Source organism: Streptomyces sp. NBC_01298 (assembly GCF_035978755.1).
Classification (GTDB): Bacteria; Actinomycetota; Actinomycetes; order Streptomycetales; family Streptomycetaceae; genus Streptomyces.
The window spans coordinates 8686889-8706226 of record NZ_CP108414.1; the positions used below are offsets into that span (position 1 = coordinate 8686889).

A 19338-nucleotide genomic window follows, 5' to 3' on the forward strand; every position below is an offset into this window, starting at 1 on the left:
AAGGCCCCGCCTGGACCGGGCGATGGTGGCGTCCACGGCCCTGCGGCTGCTCGGAGACGTGGGCCTGGAGGGCCTGACCCTGCGGGCCATCGCCAAGGAGCTGGACGTCAAGGCACCCGCCCTGTACTGGCACTTCAAGGACAAGCAGGCGCTGCTCGACGAGATGGCCACCGAGATGTTCCGCCGGATGACGGCGGACCTGGACGCGGCCCGCCCGCCCCGCGACTGGTCCCAGGCACTGGAGGCCGCGATGCGGGGGCTCAGGGAGCACCTGCTGCGCTACCGGGACGGGGCCAAGGTCTACAGCGGTACGCACTTCACCGACATGAGCTACGCCGCTCCGATGGAGGCCCATCTGCGGACGCTCGTCGCGGGCGGCTTCACGGCGGCGGGGGCGGCCCGGGCCTGGTTCACCGTGTACAGCTACACCATCGGGTACGTGATCGAGGAGCAGTCGATGGGCCCGCTGCCCGGCTCGGACGGCGAGGGATACGACCTGGAGGCCCGCGCCGAACGGCTCGCCGGCTACCCGCTGACGGCCGAGGCGGGCCCGGAGATGTTCCGCGATCAGGACGCCGGCTTCGAAGCGGGCCTCGCGGCGGTGCTCGCGGGCATCGCCTCGACCCTGCTCCCGCCGACCGCGCGGCCGGCGCCGCAGGGCCCGTAGGCCCCACCGGACCCGCCCGCCCCGCCGGATCGAGCGGCCCCACCGGATCCGCGCGCCCCGCGGACCCCGCGGGCCCTGCGAGCGTCCCCGTCAGGGCGCCGGGGCCGCGACCGCCGCGCCCCGCACCTCGCGCCGGGGCGCGGGCGCCGGTGCGGTGACCATGACGGCGGCCGTGGCGGCGCCCAGGAGCATGATGCCGGCCGCCCACCAGAGCGCGACCCCGAAGCCGTGCACCGCGGCCTGCGCCGGTCCGGCGGGGTGCGAGGCGGCGTAGGCCGTCGCGGCCGTGCTCGCGATGGTGTTGAGGAGCGCCGTTCCGATCGCCCCGCCCACCTGCTGGGCCGTGTTGAGCGTGGCCGAGGTGATCCCGGTGTCCTTGCGCGCCACCCCCTGGGTGGCCGTAGACATCACGGGCATGAAGACCAGGCCCATGCCGAACCCGAGGACCAGCATGGCGGGGAGCACGTGGGTCGCGTACGAGGAGTCGACCCTCAGCCGCGTGAGGAGGACCAGGGCCAGGGTGGCCAGGAGGAGCCCGGGGACGATCAGCCGGCGCGGGGCGAGCCGGTCGAGGAAGCGCGCCGAGACCTGGGTCGCACCGGTGATGATCGCCAGGGTCATGGGGAGGAAGGCCAGCCCGGTCCGGACGGGGGAGTAGCCGAGGACGAGCTGGAAGTAGTAGGTCATGAACAGGAACAGGGCGAACAGGCCGACGGTGGCCAGCGCCATGGTGACGAGGCAGCCGGCCCGCGTGCGGTCCCTGATGATGTGCGGGGGGAGCATGGGGTCGCTCGCCCGTGTCTGCCACCAGCCGAAGGCGGCGAGCAGGGCGGCCCCGCCGGCGAGCAGCCCGATGACCGGGCCGTCGGACCAGCCGCGCGGTTCGGCCTCGCTCAGCCCGTAGACGATGGCCGCGAGTCCGCCGCACCCGAGGACCGCCCCCGGGACGTCGAGCCTCGCCCCCGTGCGGCCCGAGCCGCGCAGGACGGCGAAGGCGCCGATGACCGCGATCGCGGCGATGACCACGTTGACGTAGAGGCACCAGCGCCAGTTCAGGTACTCGGTGAGCAGGCCCCCGGCGATCAGGCCCACGGCGCCGCCGCCGCTCGCGATCGCGGCGAACACGCCGAAGGCTTTGGCGCGTTCCCGCGGGGTGTCGAAGGTGGTGGCCAGCAGCGACAGCGCGCACGGCGCGAGGAGCGCCGCGAAGACGCCTTGCAGCGCCCGGGCCGCGAAGAGCATCCCCGGTCCGCTTGCGGCGCCGCCCAGGGCGGAGGCGAGGGCGAAGCCGCTCAGGCCGATCACGAACGCCCGTCTGCGGCCGATGAGGTCGGCGATCCGCCCGCCGAGCAGGAGCAGCCCGCCGAACGCCAGCGAGTAGGCGGTGATCACCCATTGCCGGTTGCCGTCCGACATCCCCAGATCGCGCTGGGCGGAGGGGAGCGCGATGTTCACGATCGTCGCGTCGAGGACGACCATCAGCTGGGCCAGTCCGATGACGGCGAGGGCCCACCAGCGCCGGGGGTCGGGCGGAGCCGACGGTGCGCCGTCGGCGGGCCGGGCTGCGGCGTCGGGCATCGGGCCGGATGGGGTTCCGTGGGCGGACGTCATGCAGTCAGCCAAACACGGATCGTGACGTTCAGCCCGCCTGGAGGTCCGCCGGTGGGACCCTGCGGTCCGCGTCGGAGCGGCCGGGCCCGCGGCCGGACCGGTGAGCGGGCCGGAGGGTTCGCCGACGACGGCCGTCGCCCCGGGCGGCACCCGCGCCGACCGGCGCGGACGCCGCAGCCCGCTGCCGCCGCACGTGGAGGCCGCGCACGGCGGCGTACGCGGCGACGGTCGCGAGACTCGCGGCGCACCAGGCACCGAGGACCAGGAGGATCGTACTGAGGACGGCCACGGGGACTCCTCCGGTGTGGGCTGGACCACCACGGCGAGCCGGGCAAATTGTTGCTCGCCGTGACCGTCCAGTACCCCGGGGAGACCGAGTTCACGCGCCCGTCATGCCCGCTTCCGTCCCGCCCGCTTCGGTCCTGGCCCCTTCGTCCTGGTCGGCACCGGCCTGGGGCCGTGCCGCTACGGCGCGATCGGCAGCTGCCGCTTGTGCTCGGTCAGTCGGTAGCGGCGGACGATGGTGTCGAAGGCGCGCTCTCCGACCGGCTTGCCCTCCAGGAAGTCGTCGATCTCGTCGTACGTGACGCCCAGCGCGTCCTCGTCGGCCTTACCGGGGTCGAGGGTCTCCAGGTCCGCCGTCGGCGTCTTCCAGACCAGCTCGGCCGGTGCGCCCAGGGCGTCGGCGCAGGCACGTACCCGGCGCTTGGTCAGCCCGGTCAGCGGCACCACGTCGGCCGCGCCGTCGCCGAACTTGGTGAAGAAGCCGGAGACCGCCTCGGCTGCGTGGTCGGTGCCGACGACCAGGCCGTCGTGCGCGCCGGCCACCGCGTACTGGGCGATCATGCGCTGGCGGGCCTTGATGTTGCCCTGCACGAAGTCCTGGTGGTGGGCGTCCCGGAAGACGGTCCCGCCGGCCAGGGAAGCGGCCAGCGCCGCGTCGCTCGCGGACTTCACGTCCACGGTCAGCACCCGGTCGGCGTTGATGAAACCGAGGGCGAGCTGGGCGTCCCGCTCGTCGGCCTGGACCCCGTAGGGCAGTCGCATCGCGTAGAACACCGCCTCGTGCCCGGCCGCCCGGACCCGCTCCACGGCGAGCTGGCAGAGCCGGCCGGCCGTGGTGGAGTCCACCCCGCCGCTGATCCCGAGCACCAGGGAGCGCAGGCCGGTGGAGGTGAGCCGCTCGGCGAGGAACGCCACCCGGCGCTCGATCTCGCGCTCGGCGTCGAAGCTCTCGGCCACCAGGAGCTCCCGGGCGATCTCCTGCTGCAGGGCGGTGGACGCCGGCTGGCTCACGGCTGCTCCTCGTGGTGGTTCGTCGGTTCGCGAGGCGACGGGATGCGCCGCGCTGTCCCGCCGACCCTAACCGAGCGCGCGGGTGAGCCGTGTCTCACCCTGGTGGCGGCGCTTGTCTATGCAACGAGTTGCATAGAAGGATCAGTGCATGGCACTTGAGCACGCGATCCTCGTCTCCCTGCTGGAGCAGCCGGGATCCGGATATGAGCTGGCCCGCCGGTTCGACCGGTCCATCGGCTACTTCTGGACCGCGACGCACCAGCAGATCTACCGCGTGCTGAGCCGGATGGAGGGCGACGGGCGGCTCGACGTCCGCGAAGTGCCGCAGCGGACCCGGCCGGACAAGAAGGAGTACTCCGTCACCGGGGCCGGCCGCGCCGCCCTCTCGGCCTGGCTCCACGAGCCGATCCAGGCCGACACCGTCCGCCACGAGCTCGCCGTGAAGATCCGCGGCGCGGCCTTCGACGATCCGGCCGCCCTGATCCGCGAGGTCGAGCGGCACCACCGGACGCACGCCGAGCGGCTCACGCACTACCTGGCGGGAGAGCTCCGCGACTTCACCGGGCCGCAGGCTCCGGCTCCGGATCCCTCCGACGCCGGACGGGAGCTCCAGCACGTCGTGCTCCGCGGCGGCATCGCCTACGAGCGCATGCAGCTCGCCTGGCTGGAGGACGTACTGGCCACCCTCCACCGCCTGGCCTCCCCCTGACCCGGCGCCGCCGCGCCCTCCCTCCCTCCCTCCTCCCACTCCCTCGTCACCCCTCATCCTCCGACCGGAAGGCGAACGCCCATGAGCGACCAGCTGCTGTTCAACCCGCGCACCTACGACCCCGCGCACTTCGACCCCGAGACCCGCCGGCTGCTGCGCGCGACCGTCGACTGGTTCGAGGAGCGCGGCAAGCGCCGGCTGATCGAGGACTACCGCACCCGTGCCTGGCTGGGGGACTTCCTCGCGTTCTCCGCGAAGGAAGGACTCTTCGCGACCTTCCTGACCCCGGAGCCGGCCGCCGGCCAGGACGGGCCGGACAAGCGCTGGGACACCGCGCGCATCGCCGCCCTCAACGAGATCCTCGGCTTCTACGGCCTCGACTACTGGTACGCGTGGCAGGTCACCATCCTCGGCCTCGGCCCCGTCTGGCAGAGCGACAACGCCGCCGCCCGCGACCGCGCCGCGCAGCTCCTCGACGCGGGCGAGGTGTTCGCGTTCGGCCTGTCCGAGAAGACCCACGGCGCGGACATCTACAACACCGACATGCTGCTGGAGCCGTACGTCGACGGTGCGGGTTCCGGCGGCTTCCGGGCCACCGGCTCGAAGTACTACATCGGCAACGGCAACGCCGCCGGCCTCGTCTCCGTCTTCGGCCGCCGCACCGACGTCGAGGGCCCGGAGGGCTACGTCTTCTTCGCCGCGGACAGCCGCCACCCCGCGTACGAGGTGGTGAAGAACGTCGTCGACTCCTCCAAGTACGTCAGCGAGTTCCGCCTCACGGACTACCCGGTCGGCGCCGAGGACGTCCTGCACACCGGCCGCGCGGCCTTCGACGCGGCCCTCAACACCGTCAACGTCGGCAAGTTCAACCTCTGCACCGCCTCGATCGGCATCTGCGAGCACGCGATGTACGAGGCCGTCACCCACGCGCAGGGCCGCATCCTCTACGGCCGCCCCGTCACCGCCTTCCCGCACGTGCGCCGCGAGCTGACCGACGCGTACGTCCGCCTCGTCGGGATGAAGCTGTTCAGCGACCGCGCCGTCGACTACTTCCGCTCCGCGGGCCCCGACGACCGCCGCTACCTCCTCTTCAACCCGATGACCAAGATGAAGGTGACCACGGAGGGCGAGAAGGTCATCGACCTGATGTGGGACGTCATCGCGGCCAAGGGCTTCGAGAAGGACACCTACTTCGCCCAGGCGGCCGTGGAGATCCGCGGCCTGCCCAAGCTGGAGGGCACCGTCCACGTCAACCTGGCGCTCATCCTCAAGTTCATGCGCAACCACCTGCTGGAACCGGCCGGCTACGCCCCCGTCCCCACCCGCCTCGACGCGGCCGACGACGCCTTCCTCTTCCGCCAGGGACCGGCCCGCGGCCTCGGATCCGTACGGTTCCACGACTGGCGTCCGGCCTACGAGGCGTACGCCGCCCTGCCCAACGTGGCCCGCTTCCGCGCGCAGGCCGACGCCCTCTGCGCGTTCGTCGAGACCGCCGCACCCGACGAGCGGCAGAGCCGCGACCTCGACCTCCTCCTGGCGGTCGGCCAGCTCTTCGCCCTGGTCGTGCACGGCCAGCTCGTCCTGGAGCAGGCCCGCCTGACCGGACTGGACGAGGACGTGCTCGACGAGCTGTTCGGCGTCCTCGTACGGGACTTCTCCGCGCACGCCGTCGAACTGCACGGCAAGGACTCCGCCACCGAGGACCAGCAGGCCTGGGCCCTCGGCGCGGTCCGCCGCCCGGCCGTGGACGCGGGCCGCTCGGCGCGCGTGTGGGACCGGGTGGAGGCCCTGGCGGGGGCGTACGAGATGAAGCCCTGACAGCCGGTGTGAAGTCCTGAGGCCCGGGCCTCCCGGGCCTCCGTCGCGTCAGACCGAGGTCGAGGCCGGGTCGGCGATGCGGGCGAGCAGCTCCCCGAGCAGGAGCCGCTCGCCCGGCGTCAGCCCGGTGGCCTGCGGAAGCAGCGCCCGCAGCGCGATCGCCGCACCGGCGGGACCGGGGGCCGGCGCCGAGGGGGCCTCGGTCGTGATCGCGGCGATGACGGCCTCCCTCGCCAGCCGGGAGACGCTCAGGTCCCGGCGGTCCTCGGGGGTGGCGATGAGCGCGAGCGTTGCGCCGCCGCCCACCGCGTACACCAGCCGGGTGGCCCGCTCCTCGTCGACGCGGAGCCGGCCCGCCTCGGCGATCCGGTGGATGTGGGCGCCCAGGATCTCCAGCGCGGCCAGGGCCGCAGCGGGCGGCTCCCCGGGGCGGGGATCCCCGTACATGAGGGCGTAGAGGGCCGGGTGGGCGAGCCCGAAGGACAGGTTGAGCTCCCACCCGGTCCGCAGGTCCTCGACCGGGTCGCCACTGGGTTCCAGTACGGCCTTCTGGTCGAGATGGACCGCGAAGCCGTGGGCCGCCACCGCGTCGAGGAGGCCCTGCTTGTCGCCGAAGAGCCGGTAGATGGTGGGGGCCTGGACCCCCGCGGCGGTACTCACCGCACGGGTCGACACGGCCTCCCGGCCGCCTTCCGCGAGAAGCGCGGCGGTGGCGGCGATGATCCGCTCGCGATTGCCCTCGGCCGGGGCGGGGCGGCCGGTGCCGCGGTCGGTGCTCTCCATGTTTCCAACGATAACAGCATCACGTTAGCGATTTGCTTCGCTCTCGCTAACGTGTTTTCGTTATCAGTGGAAACAAGTGGAAGCAGTGCATCCCCAGGAGGTCCCCATGATCGTCATCACCGCGCCCACGGGCCGGATCGGCCACCAGGTTCTCGGCGCGCTGGCCCAGGGCGACCACCCCGTCCGGGTGATCGCCCGCGACCCCTCCCGGCTGGATCCGGCCGTCCACGAGCGCGTCGCCGTCGTCCGGGGCTCGCACAACGACCCCGAGGTGCTCGCCGAGGCGTTCGAGGGCGCCGACAGCGTCCTGTGGCTGGTTCCGCCGGACCCCCGGGCCGAGGACGCCCTCGCCCACTACCTCGACTTCACCCGCCCGGCCTGCGAGGCCTTCGAGACCTCCGGCGTCGAACGGGTGGTCGGCATCACCAGCCTCGGCCGCGCCTACGGCAGGCCCGCCGGACTGCTGTCGCCCGCGTTCGCCATGGACCGGCTGATCGAGGACACCGGCGTCGACTACCGGGCCCTGGCCATGCCCTTCTTCATGGAGAACCTCCTGAGCCAGGCCGCGGCGATCGCGGAGGGCGGCTTCCTCACGGCGAACGCCGTGGACCGTCCCCTCGCGACCGTCGCCACCCGCGACATCGCCGAGGCCGCCGTCGGCCTGCTGCTCGACGGCTCCTGGAGCGGCCAGGACGAGATCCCGCTGATCAGCGGCGACGCCCTGACCCCCTCGGACATGGCGCGGATCATGTCCGAGGTCCTGGAGCGGCCGGTCCGGGCGCGGCAGACCGACCTCGACACGTACCGGACGACGATGGCCGGCTACGGGATGAGCGACGCCTGGGCCCGGGGCCTGGCGGAGATGGCGGCGGCCCAGAACGACGGCATCTACGACGCCGACCACGCGAACCCGGGCCGGCCCGCGCCCACGACCTTCCGCCAGTGGTGCGTCGAGGTTCTCAAGCCCGCCGTGACCGCCTGAAGCCCGGCACCGCCTGAAGCCCGGCGGCGCCGGACGGGCCTCCCGGGCTAGCCGATGGCCTCGAAGGAGGCGACGAGGCCGGCCGGGGAGGGGAGCGCGGCGATCTCCGCCCGGGTGGCCGCGGCCGCCTTGCGGAGGGGTTCGTAGGTGAGCAGCCGTCCGAGCAGGTCGGCGTCCACATCGTCGCCGGTCGTACGGAGGGCGAAGCCCCGGTCGGTGGCGGCATCGGCGTTGATGAAGTGGTCCGCGCCCTGCGGGAGGATCAACTGCGGGACGCCGAGAGCGGCGGCGGTGAGCATGGTGCCGGAGCCGCCGTGGTGCACGATCGCGTCCGCGCCGTCCAGGAGCTGTGCCAGGGGCACCCAGGGCAGCGCCCGGACGTTGCCGGGAAGCGCGCCGAGCGAGCTCAGGTCGGTGTCGCCGACCGCGAGCAGGAACTCCGCGTCGACCGAGGCGGCTTCGGAGACGACCCGGGCGACCGGGTCGACGCCCGCGAACGCGGGCACCACGGTCCCGAGGGTGATGGCGATACGGGGCCGGGAGCCGCGGGCCAGGAGGTCGCGCGGAACGGAGCCGCCACCGTTGAACGGGGTGTACCGGACGCGCCAGCCGGTGCCGTCCCCGCCCAGCGAGGGGGGTATGACGTCGAGGACGGTGCGGGTGGCCGGGCCTTCGACCCCGCGGGCCTGGTATTCGTCCGTGAGCAGGCCGGCGAGCCGGTCGACCATGCCGAGGCCGGACATCACGCCGAAGTTGTGGACCACGGCCGGTATGCCGAGGGCCGCGGAGACCAGGGGCGCGGCGGCCTGGAAGGCGGCGTGGACGATGACGTCCGGCCGCCAGGCCGTGGCGAGGGCGAGGAGGTCGTCGATGGTGACCCGCCCGTGTTCGGCGAAACCGGCCGCGGCCTGGCGCTCGGTCTCCTCGAAGCTGTCGCCGTCCGTGACGAACTCGAGGTCCGCGCCGTTCGAGGCGCGCTTGAAGGCGTCCATCAGCGTCGAGCCGTCGCCGATCTCGACGGTGGGCAGGCCTGCCTGCCGCATCTGCTCGTACGGGGCCGAGACCGCGAACAGCACCTGGTGCCCGGCGGCCTGGAGGGCCTGGGCGGTCGGCACCATCGGGAACAGGTGGCCCACCGAAGCGGGGCCGGTGAAGAGGATGCGCACGCTATTACTCCTTGGGTGGACCCCCGAATTACCGCGTGGTCGGGGCTCCTTGAGGGTTCTGGCACATGGTCGAACGAACCCGCTCTCGCCTCGGTTTCCATGGAGATGATCGAATTTCGGACGATTCTGGCGGCCAACCCACCTTCCGGAGCTGGACGTTGAGCATTCGTCCAGTGATCTGTCATCACTCCGGGTCATGGTGGGGCGGTGGGGTGCGGCGAAAAGGATCCGGCCGCCGGCCGGGTCGCGGCGTACGCCGGGACCGAGTGGGGGGCCCATGACCACGGCGGCATTCAGGAACAAGGCGCGACTGCGGTACTCGATCGCCTTCGTCGGGTACGCCGACCTCGAGGGGGAGCTCGAGAGCCTCTCGCACCAGGACCTGCGCGGGGACAACTACTACCAGGACCTGCCCGAGCCCTCGGACTGGACCGGAGCCCTGCGCGGCAACCAGCACCGCAAGGACGCCGAGCGGCAGGTCGTCAACCTGCTCGCCGACGCGATCTACCGCCACCTCGGCTGTCGGAGCTCCGCCGAGTACCGGACCCGGATCGCCGCCGTCCGCAAGGGCACGGTCGATCTGTCCTCCGACATGGGTCCGTGCCACTCCTGCCGGTCGGTGATCAAGGACTTCCGCCGTGACTTCCCGGCCCTCGCCCTCAAGGTCCGCTACCGCAACGCCCTGTTCGGCGGCGGCACGGCGCAACTCCTCCAGGCCGGCGAGGGACTGTACGGGAGCTACGGCATCGGCGACGCCGAGCAGGGCGACGGCGGCCAGTGGGTCAAGAGCTACCCCGGCAGCCCCGTGGCCGCGGTCACCGCGACCTTCGACGCCAAGGTCGCCGGCCGCGACGGCTACCGCTTCCAGGGCACGGTCACGGCGGTCGACCAGCAGCCGCGCGCCCCGTTCCTGTACCCGGCGCCCAGCGGCACCGAGGCGCCGCTCGACGAGGTGGCCTCCGCCCTGGACCAGATCGCGGACCAGATCCGCGACGCGATGGCGCCGGGACAGCAGATGCGCCCGCAGTCCTTCCGCCAATGGATCCGCGGCATCGACCAGGGCACCGTCCGGCTCGTCGGCGAGCGCGGGCCCGGCCAGGCCGGCCGGGCCGCGGTGGCGGCCTTCGTCGCGGACTTCCCCAAGGTGAGGATCGAGGTGTCCTACGCCGCCGCGTCCGCGCAGGCCGACGGGTGCGGCTACGCCGACGCCACCGGGGGTCCGGGCGGCACCTGGCTGAAGGTCTTCCCCGCCGCCCGCTGATCCCGCCGCCCGCCGATCCGACCGCCTCGCGGGCCGCTGTCAGGCCTGCGGCGGCGGGCCCTGTACGAGCAGGCGGGCCGCGGCGTGCTCGGCGCGGTCCACCTCCTCGGCCGCGTCGATGTACCCGTAGGCGTCGTCGCCGACGGGGATCCGCAGGGGGGTCGGGCCCTCGGCGGCGACGATGTCCAGGACCCGTTCGGCGAAGTACTCCGGGCGTCCGGTCTCGGGGCTGTCCGCGAGGCCCCGCGCCCCTTCGAGCATCTCGCGGTTGGTGGCGTCGTAGGCGGGGACCCGAAGGGCCGCCTCGGCCATGGAGGTTCCGTAGCGCGTCGCGAACATGCCGGGTTCGACGACGGTGACGCGGATGTTGTGGGGAGCCGCCTCCATGGCGAGGGTCCGGCTCATGCCTTCTAGGGCGTGTTTCCCGGCGGTGTAGGCCGCGAGTCCCGGGAAGGCCATCCGGCCGACCACGGAGGAGACGTTGAGGATGTGGCCGTGCCCCTGGGCTCGCATCAGCGGCAGGACGAGCCGCGCGAGCCGCCAGGGGCCGACGACCAAGGTCTCCAGCTGGTCGCGGAGTTCGGAGTCCGAGACCTCCTCGACCGCGCCGAACAGCCCGACGGCGGCGTTGTTGACGAGGATGTCGATGCCGCCGAGGCGCTCCGCCGCGGTGCGCACCGCCTCCTCACAGGAGGCCTCGTCCCGCAGTTCGAGGGGGATCGGGACGATCCGGCCGGGCCAGGCGGCTGCCAGGTCCTCCAGGTCGGCGGTCTTGCGGGCGGTGACGGCCAGTTCGTCCCCGGCCCGGGCCGCCGCGGTGGCCAGCGCGTGTCCGAGCCCCGAAGAGCATCCCGTGACCAGCCAGCGTCGTCCCATGGTTCCCCCGTGATGGCCGAATTGCCGCGGATGATGGCGGCAGTTCATGTTCGGGGCGGCCATGGCCCGGGGTCATCCCCGCTGCGGGGGCGCGCGGAGGCGCGCGGGCGCACGTCACGGCGCGCGGACGCGCCGGGCGGGGCCGACGGTCGGCGGGGCCCGCAGCCCGGCGGGCTGCGGGCCGGACGCCTACGTGGCCGGGCCGCGGCTCGCCCGGGCGGCGCGGCGCAGCATGGAGCGGGCCGGGTCCTGGGCGGAGTGCGAGGCCGCGGCCGTGTGCTCCCGCGGGTTCGGGCGGACGAAGAGGGTGACGGTGACCTTCTCGGCGAACCCGTTGCGCCGCATCATCGCGGCCGACGCCGCGTTGCCGCTCTCCACGTCGGTGATGATCCGGGACGCCCCCGCGGCGAAGAGCGCGGTGCAGCAGTGCTCGACCAGGGAGCTCGCGACCCCCCGGCCGCGGGCGCGCTCCTCCAGCGCGATCCATTCCAGGTAGCCCCAGTCCTCCCGCTCGTCGTAGGACAGCGACCCGAGGACGAAACCGAGCAGCCCCTCCTCGTCGCGGGCGATCCAGCAGGCGTCCGGCTGGGCGTCCCAGTGCGCGGCCACGGAGGACAGCGACCAGGAGGTGTAGGGCATCGCCTTGACGTCGAAGGACCGGTAGCCGAGATCGAGAACGGCATCGAGGTGGGTCAGTCGCAGCGGGAGGATCTCGACTTCACTCATGCAAGGGATGATGACATAACCGGACATCTGCCCCCGTGATCCCTCCCCGTCACTTCGCGGCGAGGACCTCGGGGTCCGCCGTAGGATCCGCGGCCGCCTCGATCGCCGGCTCGGTCGCCGGCTCGGTCACCGCCTCGGGAGCGGGCACCGGGGCCGGGCCCTTCGGGCCGCGGGCGAGGACGTAGAGGAACAGGACGGCCATCACGGCCACCCCCGCCCACATGGCCTGCTGCCAGCCCTCGACGAAGGACTGCCGGGCGGCGTCGAGGAGGGCCCGCGCCCCGGCGCCCGCGCCGTCCGCGGCCCCGACGGCGTTGGCGACGCCCTCCCTCGCGGCGTCCGCCGCGCCCTGGGGGACGCCGTCGAGGCGTCCGTCGATGGCGCTGCGGTACCCGGCGGACAGGAGCGCGCCGAGCAGGGCCACGCCCAGCGCGGTGCCGAACTCGCGGGTGACGTCGTTGAGCGCGGAGGCCACGCCCTGGCGTTCCGGCGGCAGCGAGCCGGTGATGGCCTCCGTGGAGGGCGTCATCGCCAGGCCCATCCCGAGGCCCATGGCGAGCATCCCCGGGACCACGGACGGGTAGCCGCCGTCGACGGAGACGGTGCCCGCCATGAGGGCGAGGCCGGCGCCCGCCAGCAGGATGCCGGTCGCCATGGTCGCGCGCGCACCGATGCGCGGGGTCAGCCGGGGAGCCAGGCCGGAGGCCGCCATCATGGCCACGGCCATGGGCATCAGCGCGAGCGTGGACTTGAGGCCCGACCAGCCCAGCACGGCCTGGAGGAAGGGGAAGAGCACCACGAAGATGCCCGCCTGTACGCCGAAGACCGTCAGGAGGGTCAGGGAGCCGCCGGCCAGTCCGCGCTCGCGGAACAGCCGCAGGTCGAGCAGTGCGGCGTCCCGGAGCCGCAGTTCCCAGACCACGAAGACCGCGCCGGCGAGCAGTCCGGCGGCGAGGCCGGTCAGGGTCGCGGGATCGGACCAGCCGCGCTCCGGCCCTTCCTGGAGGGCGAAGATCAGGCCGGCCGCGGCGACGACGGAGGTCAGTGCGCCGATGGTGTCGAAGGAGTGCCCCGGGGCCTCACGGGAGTCCGGGATGGCGCGCAGCGACATGGCCAGCGCCAGCAGGACCAGGGCGACGGGAAGGACGAAGAGGTAGCGCCAGTTCGCCACGTCGACGAGCGCGGCGGAGAGGAACATGCCGAGGATGCCACCGCCTCCGGCGACCCCGGTCCAGACGCCGATGGCCCGGCCGCGCTGTTCCGCGGGGAAGGTGGAGGTGATCACGGCCAGGGTGATGGGCATGATCATCGCCGCGCCCACGCCGCTGAGCAGCCGGGCGGCGAGCATGACCTCCACCGACGGGGCGAGACCCGCGAGGGCGCTCGCGATTCCGAAGACGGCCAGACCGGCGATCAGCGTGGGCTTGCGGCCCAGCCGGTCACCGAGCGCTCCGAGCGGGAGCAGCAGCGCGGCCAGGGTGAGGGTGTAGAGGTTGATGATCCACAGGACGGTGCTCTGCGAGGCGCCGAACTCGACGGCCAGGTCGGGCTGCGCGACGTTCAGCCCGGAAACCGAGGCGATGACGGCCATCAGCGCGATGCACACGGTGATCAGAATGGTGCGAAGCCGGCGCGCGTCCGGGCCGCCGTCGCCTTGGGCGGGGCCGGGCACTTCGGTGGCTGCCACCCGTGGGGGCTGGTTCCTGCTCATGGGTTCCTCTTCGAAAAGGGCATGCGGAAGGCAGCGCCGGACCAGGTCCGGCGCTGCCGGGGAGGAAGGGGGGCGGTCGCCCGCGTCAGGCGCTGGTGGCGGCGCCGGTGTTGCCTGCCGCGGCGAGGGCCTCGACGGCCGCGCCGGTGTCGGCGACGGCGAGCACGGCGTTGATGTGGGCGCCGGCCAGGGCCCCGGCCGCGGCGGAGGCCCCGACCTGGGCCATCGGGTCGGTGACGTTGCCGGCCACCCACACCCCCGGTACGTCGGTGGCGCCGGCCGCGCCGGAGGCGAAGCGGCGGCCGCCGCCGGGCACGTTCTCCATCCGCAGGCCCAGCCCCGCCAGACCCTCGGTGCGGGCCAGGAGCGTGGTCGCCACCGCGAGGACGCGGCGCTCGACGACCCGGCCGTCGGCCAGGCGCACCCCGCGGATGCCTCCGTCACCGTCCCCTACGACCTCTTCGACGGGCGCGTCGACGACCTGGATGCCGCGCGCGGCGAAGCGCGTACGGGTCTCCCCGTCGAGTTCGGTGCCGTTCGCGAAGTAGACCAGGTCCTCGGTGAGCTGACGGAACAGCAGGGCGTGGTGGAGCGACGCGGGGCCGGTGGCGAGGATGCCGATGGGCTCGTCGCGCACCTCCCAGCCGTGACAGTACGGGCAGTGCACCACGCGGCTGCCCCAGTGCTCCGCCAGTCCGGGGAGCTCGGGCAGCACGTCGCGCAGACCGGTGGCCACCAGCAGGCGGCGCGCCGTCAGGACGCGGCCGTCGGCCAGGGTGACGGCGAAGCGCAGGTCGCCGTCGGCGGACGGAGCGGCGTGTTCGGCGGCGCTGACCTCGCCGGAGACGACCAGGCCGCCGTAGCGGCGCACTTCCTCACGGCCCCGTCCGTACAGTTCCGCCGGCGGGGTGCCGTCCAGGCCGAGCAGGCCGTGCACGCCCTCGGCGGGCGCGTTGCGGGGGGTGCCGCTGTCGATCACGACCACCGAACGGCGGGAGCGGGCGAGCATCAGGGCGCCGTTCAGACCGGCGGCGCCGCCGCCGATCACCACGGCGTCGACGGTCCCGTCCGGCAGTGCGTCGGTCGGGTGTGCGGTCGGGTGTGCGGTCGGGTGTGCGGCAGTCATCGCGGACATGTCGTCGGATTCCTTCCTGGGTGTTCCTTCGTACCGGCCCGGTGGTGCGGGGCCTTCTGACACACGACGCTAACCCCGACTTGCAGAGCAGGCATACAATGTTGCCTATGACGCAAGAAGACGGTGACCTGGACAGCCTCGTACGCAAACGCATCCGCGCTCTGCGCGTCGCGCAGGGCTGGTCCCTGGAGGAACTGGCCGTGCGGGCCCGGCTCAGCCAGTCCACGCTCAGCCGCATCGAGAACGGTCAGCGCCGCTTGGCGCTGGACAGCCTCGTCACGCTCGCCCGCGCGCTGGATACCACTCTGGACCAGCTCGTGGAGACCGCGACCGACGACGTCGTCATCAGCCCGACGATCGACGCCGCCCGCGGGCAGATGCGCTGGCCGATCAAGGGCGAGCCGGGCATGACCGTCATTCGTCAGCGCATGACCGAACCGCCGCCGGACAACCCCTCCCGGATGCGCGCACACCCCGGGCGCGAATGGCTCGTGGTCCTGTCCGGCACCGCGGTTCTCCTGCTGGGGCACCGGCGCTTCCGCATCGAGACCAACCAGGCTGCGGAGTTCCCGACGATGATGCCGCACGCGATCGGCGCCGAGGGGGGACCGTGCGAGATCCTGGGGATCTTCGACCGGGACGCCCGCCGCGGTCATCAGCGCGACGGCGGCGGACTCGACGAAGGTGCTGATCAGGGGTAGCGGCGAGACGTGTCCGAAGCGGGCGTCTTGCGCGTCCGGGGGGCCGCGAGGCCATCTTCTTGCCTAACCGGCAAGAGTCGATGCGGCAAGCGCATGAGCGTCCTACGGTGGAGCCATGACCGACGCACAGCACGCACCCCAGCACGGCAGCCACGGCGAAGCTCACCAGACCCCCGGCCAGGATCACGGCCACGGCCGGAACCACGGTCACGACGGCGGGCAGGGCCACGGCAACGGCCACCACGGCCAAGCGCGGCACGGCCACGCCCAGGCTCACGGCCACGCCCACCACGACACCGAGGCCGACAGCCAGGCGGAGATCCTCGACCTGGACGCGGAGGTCCTGGCCGGGCACATCACCGACATCGCCACCTGGCTGCCCCTGAACGAGCCGCCCCGGCACATCGTGGACCTGGGCTGCGGCACGGGAGCCGGCACCTTCGCCCTGCTCGAACAGTTCCCGGACGCGCAGGTCACGGCCGTCGACTCCTCGGCGGCGCACTTGCAGCGCCTGAGGGAGAAGGCCTGCGCCCGGGGCGTCGAGGACCGTGTCCGCACCGTGCAGGCCGACCTCGACGAGACCGAGTGGCCCGACCTCGGCGCACCGGACCTCGTGTGGGCCTCGGCCTCGATGCACCACATGGCCGACCCGGACCAGGCCCTGCGCACGGTCCGTGAACTGCTCGCGCCCGGGGGACTGTTCGCCGTCGTCGAGCTGGCGGGATTCCCCCGGTTCCTGCCCGCGGACGCCCCCGAAGGCCGGCCCGGCCTGGAAGACCGCTGCCACACGGCGAGCGAGAGCCACCACGCCGAGCACGTGCCCCACCGCGGCGCCGACTGGGGACCCAAGCTCACCGCGGCCGGATTCGCCCTCGACGGCGACCGCACGATCAACGTGAACATCGAAGGCTCGCGCAGCGAGGCGGTCGGCGCGTACGCCCTCGGCAGCCTGCGGCGCCTTCGGCTCAGCATCGTCGACACCCTGCGGCCCGAGGACCTCGCCGCCCTCGACCGGCTGCTCGACACCGACGGGCCCGGGAGCATCCTGCGCCGCGAGGACCTCGCGGTGCGGACCGAGCGCGCCGTCTGGGCCGCACGCCGCAAGGGCTGAACCGTACCGCGGCCCCGCGGCCCCGCGGCCCCGCCGGCCCGGTCCCGCGCCGCGACGCCTCCCGTCGGGGTTCGCTCGCGGACCGGCCGGAGCCGTCCGCCCGGCCTGCTCGGGTGGCACGAACCCGGCTCTACCGCGACGGCGTCCTGGCCCTGGAGGGATTCCCCGCCCAGGACCTCCCCGCCTACGCGGGCCAGCCGGACCGCACCGTCTGGCTGGACCTCTGCGATCCCACCGAAGCGGACTTCGACCTGATCACCGAGCAGTTCGGGCTGCACGAGCCGGCCGTCGAGGACGCCCGGCACGCGCACCAGCGCGCCAAGCTCGAACCTGATCATGAAGAAGGTCACCAGCTGGGCGTCCATCATCGCGGTCCCGACCGCGATCACCGGCTTCTACGGCCAGAACGTCCCCTTCCCCGGGGACGGCACGCACACCGGCTTCGTGGTCTCCTCCGCGCTGATGCTGGCCCTCTACTTCGGCTTCAAGCGGCGCGACTGGATCTGAGCGACCGCTACGGGGCTCTGCTCACCGGGGAGACCGCGGCGCTAAGGCCCGAAGGAGCTCACTCCTGCGGCCAGCGCAGCAGTGGGGGAGCCGGGTGGGGCAGGGGGGTCGCCGCGGCCGGGCTCAGGCCGTCCATGACCAGGGCCACGTAGCGGCGCCATCCCTCCTCGGCGGGGTCCATGGTCCACAGGACGCTGACGAGCATGCTCATGATCCTCTTCAGATCGTCGGGCACGAGGTCCCCCCGGATCACCCCGGCCCGCTGACCCCGCGTCACCAGCGGGTCCAGCGCGTCGAAGAAGCGGGCGCTGACCTCGGGGGAGAGGACGCCGGCGTTCCGGGCGGCCGTCAGCACGTGGTGCTCGTCGGCCGCCGAGGCCAGGGCGGCTTCGAGCACGGAGGCCAGGCCGCGGCGGGGGTCCTCGTCGGTCAGCGCGCGGTCGATGGCCGGGAGCACGTCCTGGGTGAACTGCTGGTCGATCACGGCCCGCAGGAGGGCGCCCTTGTCGGGGAAGCGGCGGTAGAGCGTGGCGATCCCCACGCCGGCCCGCCGCGCGACCTCGTCGAGCGGCACATCGGGTCCCAGCTCGGCGTACACGTCGCGGGCCGCTCGGACGATCTTCTCGATGTTGCGCACGGCATCGGCGCGCAGGGGTTTGGGGCTGTCGTTCGGCACGCTGCCGACCCTACAACTGATAGTCGACGATCGGATCCGGTTGACACGTCGGACACCGCGAACTGATAGTTGACTACTGATTGTGGTGTGTGCCGATCTCGCTCTTAGGACCCCTCATGCAACAGCCGCCCATGGCCGTCCCCCGCACCGGCAAGGTGATCGCGACGCTCGCCCTCGCGGGCATCGCCGCAGCCGTCATGCAGACACTGGTCACGCCGCTGCTGGCCGACCTGCCGACCATCCTCCACACCTCCCACTCCAACTCCGCCTGGGTCGTCACCGCCACCCTGCTGGTCGCCGGCGTGTGCGTACCCATCAGCGGGCGGCTGGGCGACATGCTCGGCAAGCGCCGCATGCTCCTGGCCTGTTGCATACCGCTGATCGCCGGATCGGTGGTGTGCGCGCTGGCGGGCGGCGTCGTCCAGATGATCGTCGGGCGGGGCCTCCAGGGCGTCGGGATGGGCATGATCCCGCTGGGCATCGCCCTGCTCCGCGACATCGTCCCCGCCGAGAAGCTCAGCTCCTCCATCGCCCTCGTGAGCGCCTCCATGGGCATCGGCGGCGGCATCGGCCTTCCGGTCTCGGCGGCCGTCGCCCAGTACACGAGCTGGCGCTTCCTGTTCTGGGGGTCCGCGGCCCTCGCCTGCTGCGTCGCCGTCATGATCGTGGCCTTCGTCCCGGAGGTTCCGGCCGCCGCCAAGGGCCAGCGCTTCGACGTGGTCGGCGCGCTGGGCCTCGCGGCCGGCCTGGTCTCCCTGCTGCTGTTCGTGTCCAAGGGCGCCGACTGGGGCTGGGGCTCCGGCACCACCCTCGGCCTGATCGGCGCGGCCGTCGTGATCCTGGCCGCCTGGGGGTGGTTCGAATGGCGCACCACCGACCCGCTCGTCGACCTGCGCACCACGGTCCGCCCGCGGGTCCTGCTGACCCCCTCGCCTCGGTCTCCATCGGCTTCGGCATGTACGCGAGCATGCTGGTCATCCCCCAGCTGCTGCAGTTCCCCGCCGCCACCGGCTACGGCCTGGGCCAGTCCATGCTGGCGGCCGGCATGTGGATGCTCCCCGGCGGGCTGATGATGATGGCCGTGTCCCCCCTCGGGGGCAAGCTCACCAACGTCCACGGCCCGAAGGTCACCCTCGTCTGCGGAGCGCTCGTGCTGGCCGCGGGCTACGGCGTCGCGCTCCTCTTCTCCGCGACGGCCGTCGGGCTGATGGCCGCCGTCATGGTCATCAACAGCGGTGTCGCCCTCGCCTACGGGGCCATGCCCGCTCTGATCATGAGTGCGGTGCCCCTGACGGAGACCGGCGCCGCGAACGGCTTCAACGCCCTCATGCGCTCCCTGGGCACCTCCGTCGGCGCCGCCGTCGTCGGTGTGGTCCTGGCTCAGATGACCACCACGGCGGGCGGATTCACCTTCACCTCCGAGGCGGGCTTCCGCACCGGCCTCCTGATGGGCGGCGGCTTCGCCCTGCTGTCCGGTGCCATCGCCGCTCTGATCCCCGCCCTCCGGCCGCAGCGGCTCGAACTGCGGGACCAGGCCGGCCCCGCGACCGAAACGGCCCCCACCGCGGTGGGCAAGTAGCGCCGCCGCTCAGGCTGCCCGGG

General features: G+C 73.1%; 18 protein-coding genes and 1 pseudogene. 9 read left to right on the forward strand and 10 right to left on the reverse strand.

Annotated features, from left to right (window positions below; genetic code table 11):
• Positions 1-22 precede the first annotated feature (22 nt).
• Positions 23-667, forward strand: coding sequence for a TetR/AcrR family transcriptional regulator C-terminal domain-containing protein (locus OG730_RS39640; RefSeq protein WP_327308843.1), 645 nt, complete (start codon positions 23-25; stop codon positions 665-667).
• 90 nt (positions 668-757) lie between these two features.
• Here OG730_RS39640 and OG730_RS39645 read toward each other — a convergent pair whose 3' ends face one another.
• From OG730_RS39645 to nadE, 3 genes are all read right to left on the reverse strand, one after another.
• Entirely contained in the window at positions 758-2278 is a 1521-nt protein-coding gene (locus OG730_RS39645) for an MFS transporter (RefSeq protein WP_442815154.1), read from the reverse strand.
• 28 nt (positions 2279-2306) lie between these two features.
• On the reverse strand, positions 2307-2567 hold the full coding sequence (locus OG730_RS39650; protein ID WP_327308844.1) for a hypothetical protein: 261 nt from the start codon (positions 2565-2567) through the stop codon (positions 2307-2309).
• Between the two features lie 176 nt (positions 2568-2743).
• Positions 2744-3574: an NAD(+) synthase gene (nadE, locus tag OG730_RS39655; protein ID WP_327308845.1), complete on the reverse strand. Its 831-nt coding sequence runs from the start codon at positions 3572-3574 to the stop codon at positions 2744-2746.
• A gap of 148 nt (positions 3575-3722) precedes the next feature.
• Between nadE and OG730_RS39660 the strand changes: the two genes are divergently transcribed.
• Positions 3723-4283 (forward strand): PadR family transcriptional regulator, encoded by a 561-nt coding sequence (locus tag OG730_RS39660; protein ID WP_327308846.1) that lies wholly within the window; start codon positions 3723-3725, stop codon positions 4281-4283.
• An 81-nt stretch (positions 4284-4364) separates the two neighbouring features.
• On the forward strand, positions 4365-6101 hold the full coding sequence (locus OG730_RS39665) for an acyl-CoA dehydrogenase family protein (protein ID WP_327308847.1): 1737 nt from the start codon (positions 4365-4367) through the stop codon (positions 6099-6101).
• A gap of 48 nt (positions 6102-6149) precedes the next feature.
• Here the strand turns inward: OG730_RS39665 and OG730_RS39670 are convergent, their stop codons facing one another.
• Complete coding sequence (locus OG730_RS39670; protein WP_327308848.1) at positions 6150-6884, reverse strand: TetR/AcrR family transcriptional regulator; 735 nt, start codon at positions 6882-6884, stop codon at positions 6150-6152.
• Positions 6885-6990: 106 nt separating this feature from the next.
• Here OG730_RS39670 and OG730_RS39675 point away from each other — a divergent pair, with 106 nt between their 5' ends.
• Positions 6991-7866, forward strand: coding sequence for an NAD(P)H-binding protein (locus OG730_RS39675; protein ID WP_327308849.1), 876 nt, complete (start codon positions 6991-6993; stop codon positions 7864-7866).
• Between the two features lie 47 nt (positions 7867-7913).
• Here OG730_RS39675 and OG730_RS39680 read toward each other — a convergent pair whose 3' ends face one another.
• Complete coding sequence (locus tag OG730_RS39680; RefSeq protein ID WP_327308850.1) at positions 7914-9032, reverse strand: glycosyltransferase; 1119 nt, start codon at positions 9030-9032, stop codon at positions 7914-7916.
• A 277-nt stretch (positions 9033-9309) separates the two neighbouring features.
• Here OG730_RS39680 and OG730_RS39685 point away from each other — a divergent pair, with 277 nt between their 5' ends.
• Entirely contained in the window at positions 9310-10293 is a 984-nt protein-coding gene (locus OG730_RS39685; RefSeq protein ID WP_327308851.1) for a hypothetical protein, read from the forward strand.
• Positions 10294-10332: 39 nt separating this feature from the next.
• Here OG730_RS39685 and OG730_RS39690 read toward each other — a convergent pair whose 3' ends face one another.
• The 4 genes from OG730_RS39690 to OG730_RS39705 all read right to left on the reverse strand — a co-directional run bounded on the left by OG730_RS39690 (position 10333) and on the right by OG730_RS39705 (position 14732).
• Positions 10333-11169 carry an SDR family oxidoreductase gene (locus tag OG730_RS39690; RefSeq protein WP_327308852.1) on the reverse strand — a complete coding sequence of 279 codons (837 nt, stop codon included), beginning with the start codon at positions 11167-11169 and terminating at the stop codon, positions 10333-10335.
• 189 nt (positions 11170-11358) lie between these two features.
• Positions 11359-11895, reverse strand: coding sequence for a GNAT family N-acetyltransferase (locus OG730_RS39695; protein WP_327308853.1), 537 nt, complete (start codon positions 11893-11895; stop codon positions 11359-11361).
• 49 nt (positions 11896-11944) lie between these two features.
• Complete coding sequence (locus OG730_RS39700; RefSeq protein WP_327308854.1) at positions 11945-13606, reverse strand: MFS transporter; 1662 nt, start codon at positions 13604-13606, stop codon at positions 11945-11947.
• A gap of 85 nt (positions 13607-13691) precedes the next feature.
• Positions 13692-14732, reverse strand: a complete 1041-nt coding sequence (locus OG730_RS39705; protein ID WP_442815237.1) for an NAD(P)/FAD-dependent oxidoreductase — start codon at positions 14730-14732, stop codon at positions 13692-13694.
• 107 nt (positions 14733-14839) lie between these two features.
• Between OG730_RS39705 and OG730_RS39710 the strand changes: the two genes are divergently transcribed.
• From OG730_RS39710 to OG730_RS39720, 3 genes are all read left to right on the forward strand, one after another.
• Positions 14840-15442 (forward strand): helix-turn-helix domain-containing protein, encoded by a 603-nt coding sequence (locus OG730_RS39710; protein WP_442815155.1) that lies wholly within the window; start codon positions 14840-14842, stop codon positions 15440-15442.
• Between the two features lie 115 nt (positions 15443-15557).
• Positions 15558-16553, forward strand: coding sequence for a class I SAM-dependent methyltransferase (locus OG730_RS39715; protein ID WP_327308857.1), 996 nt, complete (start codon positions 15558-15560; stop codon positions 16551-16553).
• 336 nt (positions 16554-16889) lie between these two features.
• Entirely contained in the window at positions 16890-17060 is a 171-nt protein-coding gene (locus OG730_RS39720; RefSeq protein ID WP_327308858.1) for a CorA family divalent cation transporter, read from the forward strand.
• Positions 17061-17118: 58 nt separating this feature from the next.
• Here the strand turns inward: OG730_RS39720 and OG730_RS39725 are convergent, their stop codons facing one another.
• Positions 17119-17736 carry a TetR/AcrR family transcriptional regulator gene (locus OG730_RS39725; RefSeq protein ID WP_327308859.1) on the reverse strand — a complete coding sequence of 206 codons (618 nt, stop codon included), beginning with the start codon at positions 17734-17736 and terminating at the stop codon, positions 17119-17121.
• A gap of 116 nt (positions 17737-17852) precedes the next feature.
• Here OG730_RS39725 and OG730_RS39730 point away from each other — a divergent pair.
• Positions 17853-19315 (forward strand): annotated as a pseudogene (locus OG730_RS39730) (MFS transporter).
• The last annotated feature ends 23 nt before the right edge of the window (positions 19316-19338 follow it).

Coding starts and splice junctions, on each gene's coding strand:
- OG730_RS39640 (WP_327308843.1), top strand. CDS start 23: ATGGTGGCGTCCACGGCCCTGCGGCTGCTCGGAGACGTGGGCCTGGAG.
- OG730_RS39645 (WP_442815154.1), bottom strand. CDS start 2,278: ATGACGTCCGCCCACGGAACCCCATCCGGCCCGATGCCCGACGCCGCA.
- OG730_RS39660 (WP_327308846.1), top strand. CDS start 3,723: ATGGCACTTGAGCACGCGATCCTCGTCTCCCTGCTGGAGCAGCCGGGA.
- OG730_RS39665 (WP_327308847.1), top strand. CDS start 4,365: ATGAGCGACCAGCTGCTGTTCAACCCGCGCACCTACGACCCCGCGCAC.
- OG730_RS39670 (WP_327308848.1), bottom strand. CDS start 6,884: ATGGAGAGCACCGACCGCGGCACCGGCCGCCCCGCCCCGGCCGAGGGC.
- OG730_RS39675 (WP_327308849.1), top strand. CDS start 6,991: ATGATCGTCATCACCGCGCCCACGGGCCGGATCGGCCACCAGGTTCTC.
- OG730_RS39685 (WP_327308851.1), top strand. CDS start 9,310: ATGACCACGGCGGCATTCAGGAACAAGGCGCGACTGCGGTACTCGATC.
- OG730_RS39690 (WP_327308852.1), bottom strand. CDS start 11,169: ATGGGACGACGCTGGCTGGTCACGGGATGCTCTTCGGGGCTCGGACAC.
- OG730_RS39695 (WP_327308853.1), bottom strand. CDS start 11,895: ATGAGTGAAGTCGAGATCCTCCCGCTGCGACTGACCCACCTCGATGCC.
- OG730_RS39700 (WP_327308854.1), bottom strand. CDS start 13,606: ATGAGCAGGAACCAGCCCCCACGGGTGGCAGCCACCGAAGTGCCCGGC.
- OG730_RS39705 (WP_442815237.1), bottom strand. CDS start 14,732: ATGACTGCCGCACACCCGACCGCACACCCGACCGCACACCCGACCGAC.
- OG730_RS39710 (WP_442815155.1), top strand. CDS start 14,840: ATGTTGCCTATGACGCAAGAAGACGGTGACCTGGACAGCCTCGTACGC.
- OG730_RS39715 (WP_327308857.1), top strand. CDS start 15,558: ATGACCGACGCACAGCACGCACCCCAGCACGGCAGCCACGGCGAAGCT.
- OG730_RS39720 (WP_327308858.1), top strand. CDS start 16,890: ATGAAGAAGGTCACCAGCTGGGCGTCCATCATCGCGGTCCCGACCGCG.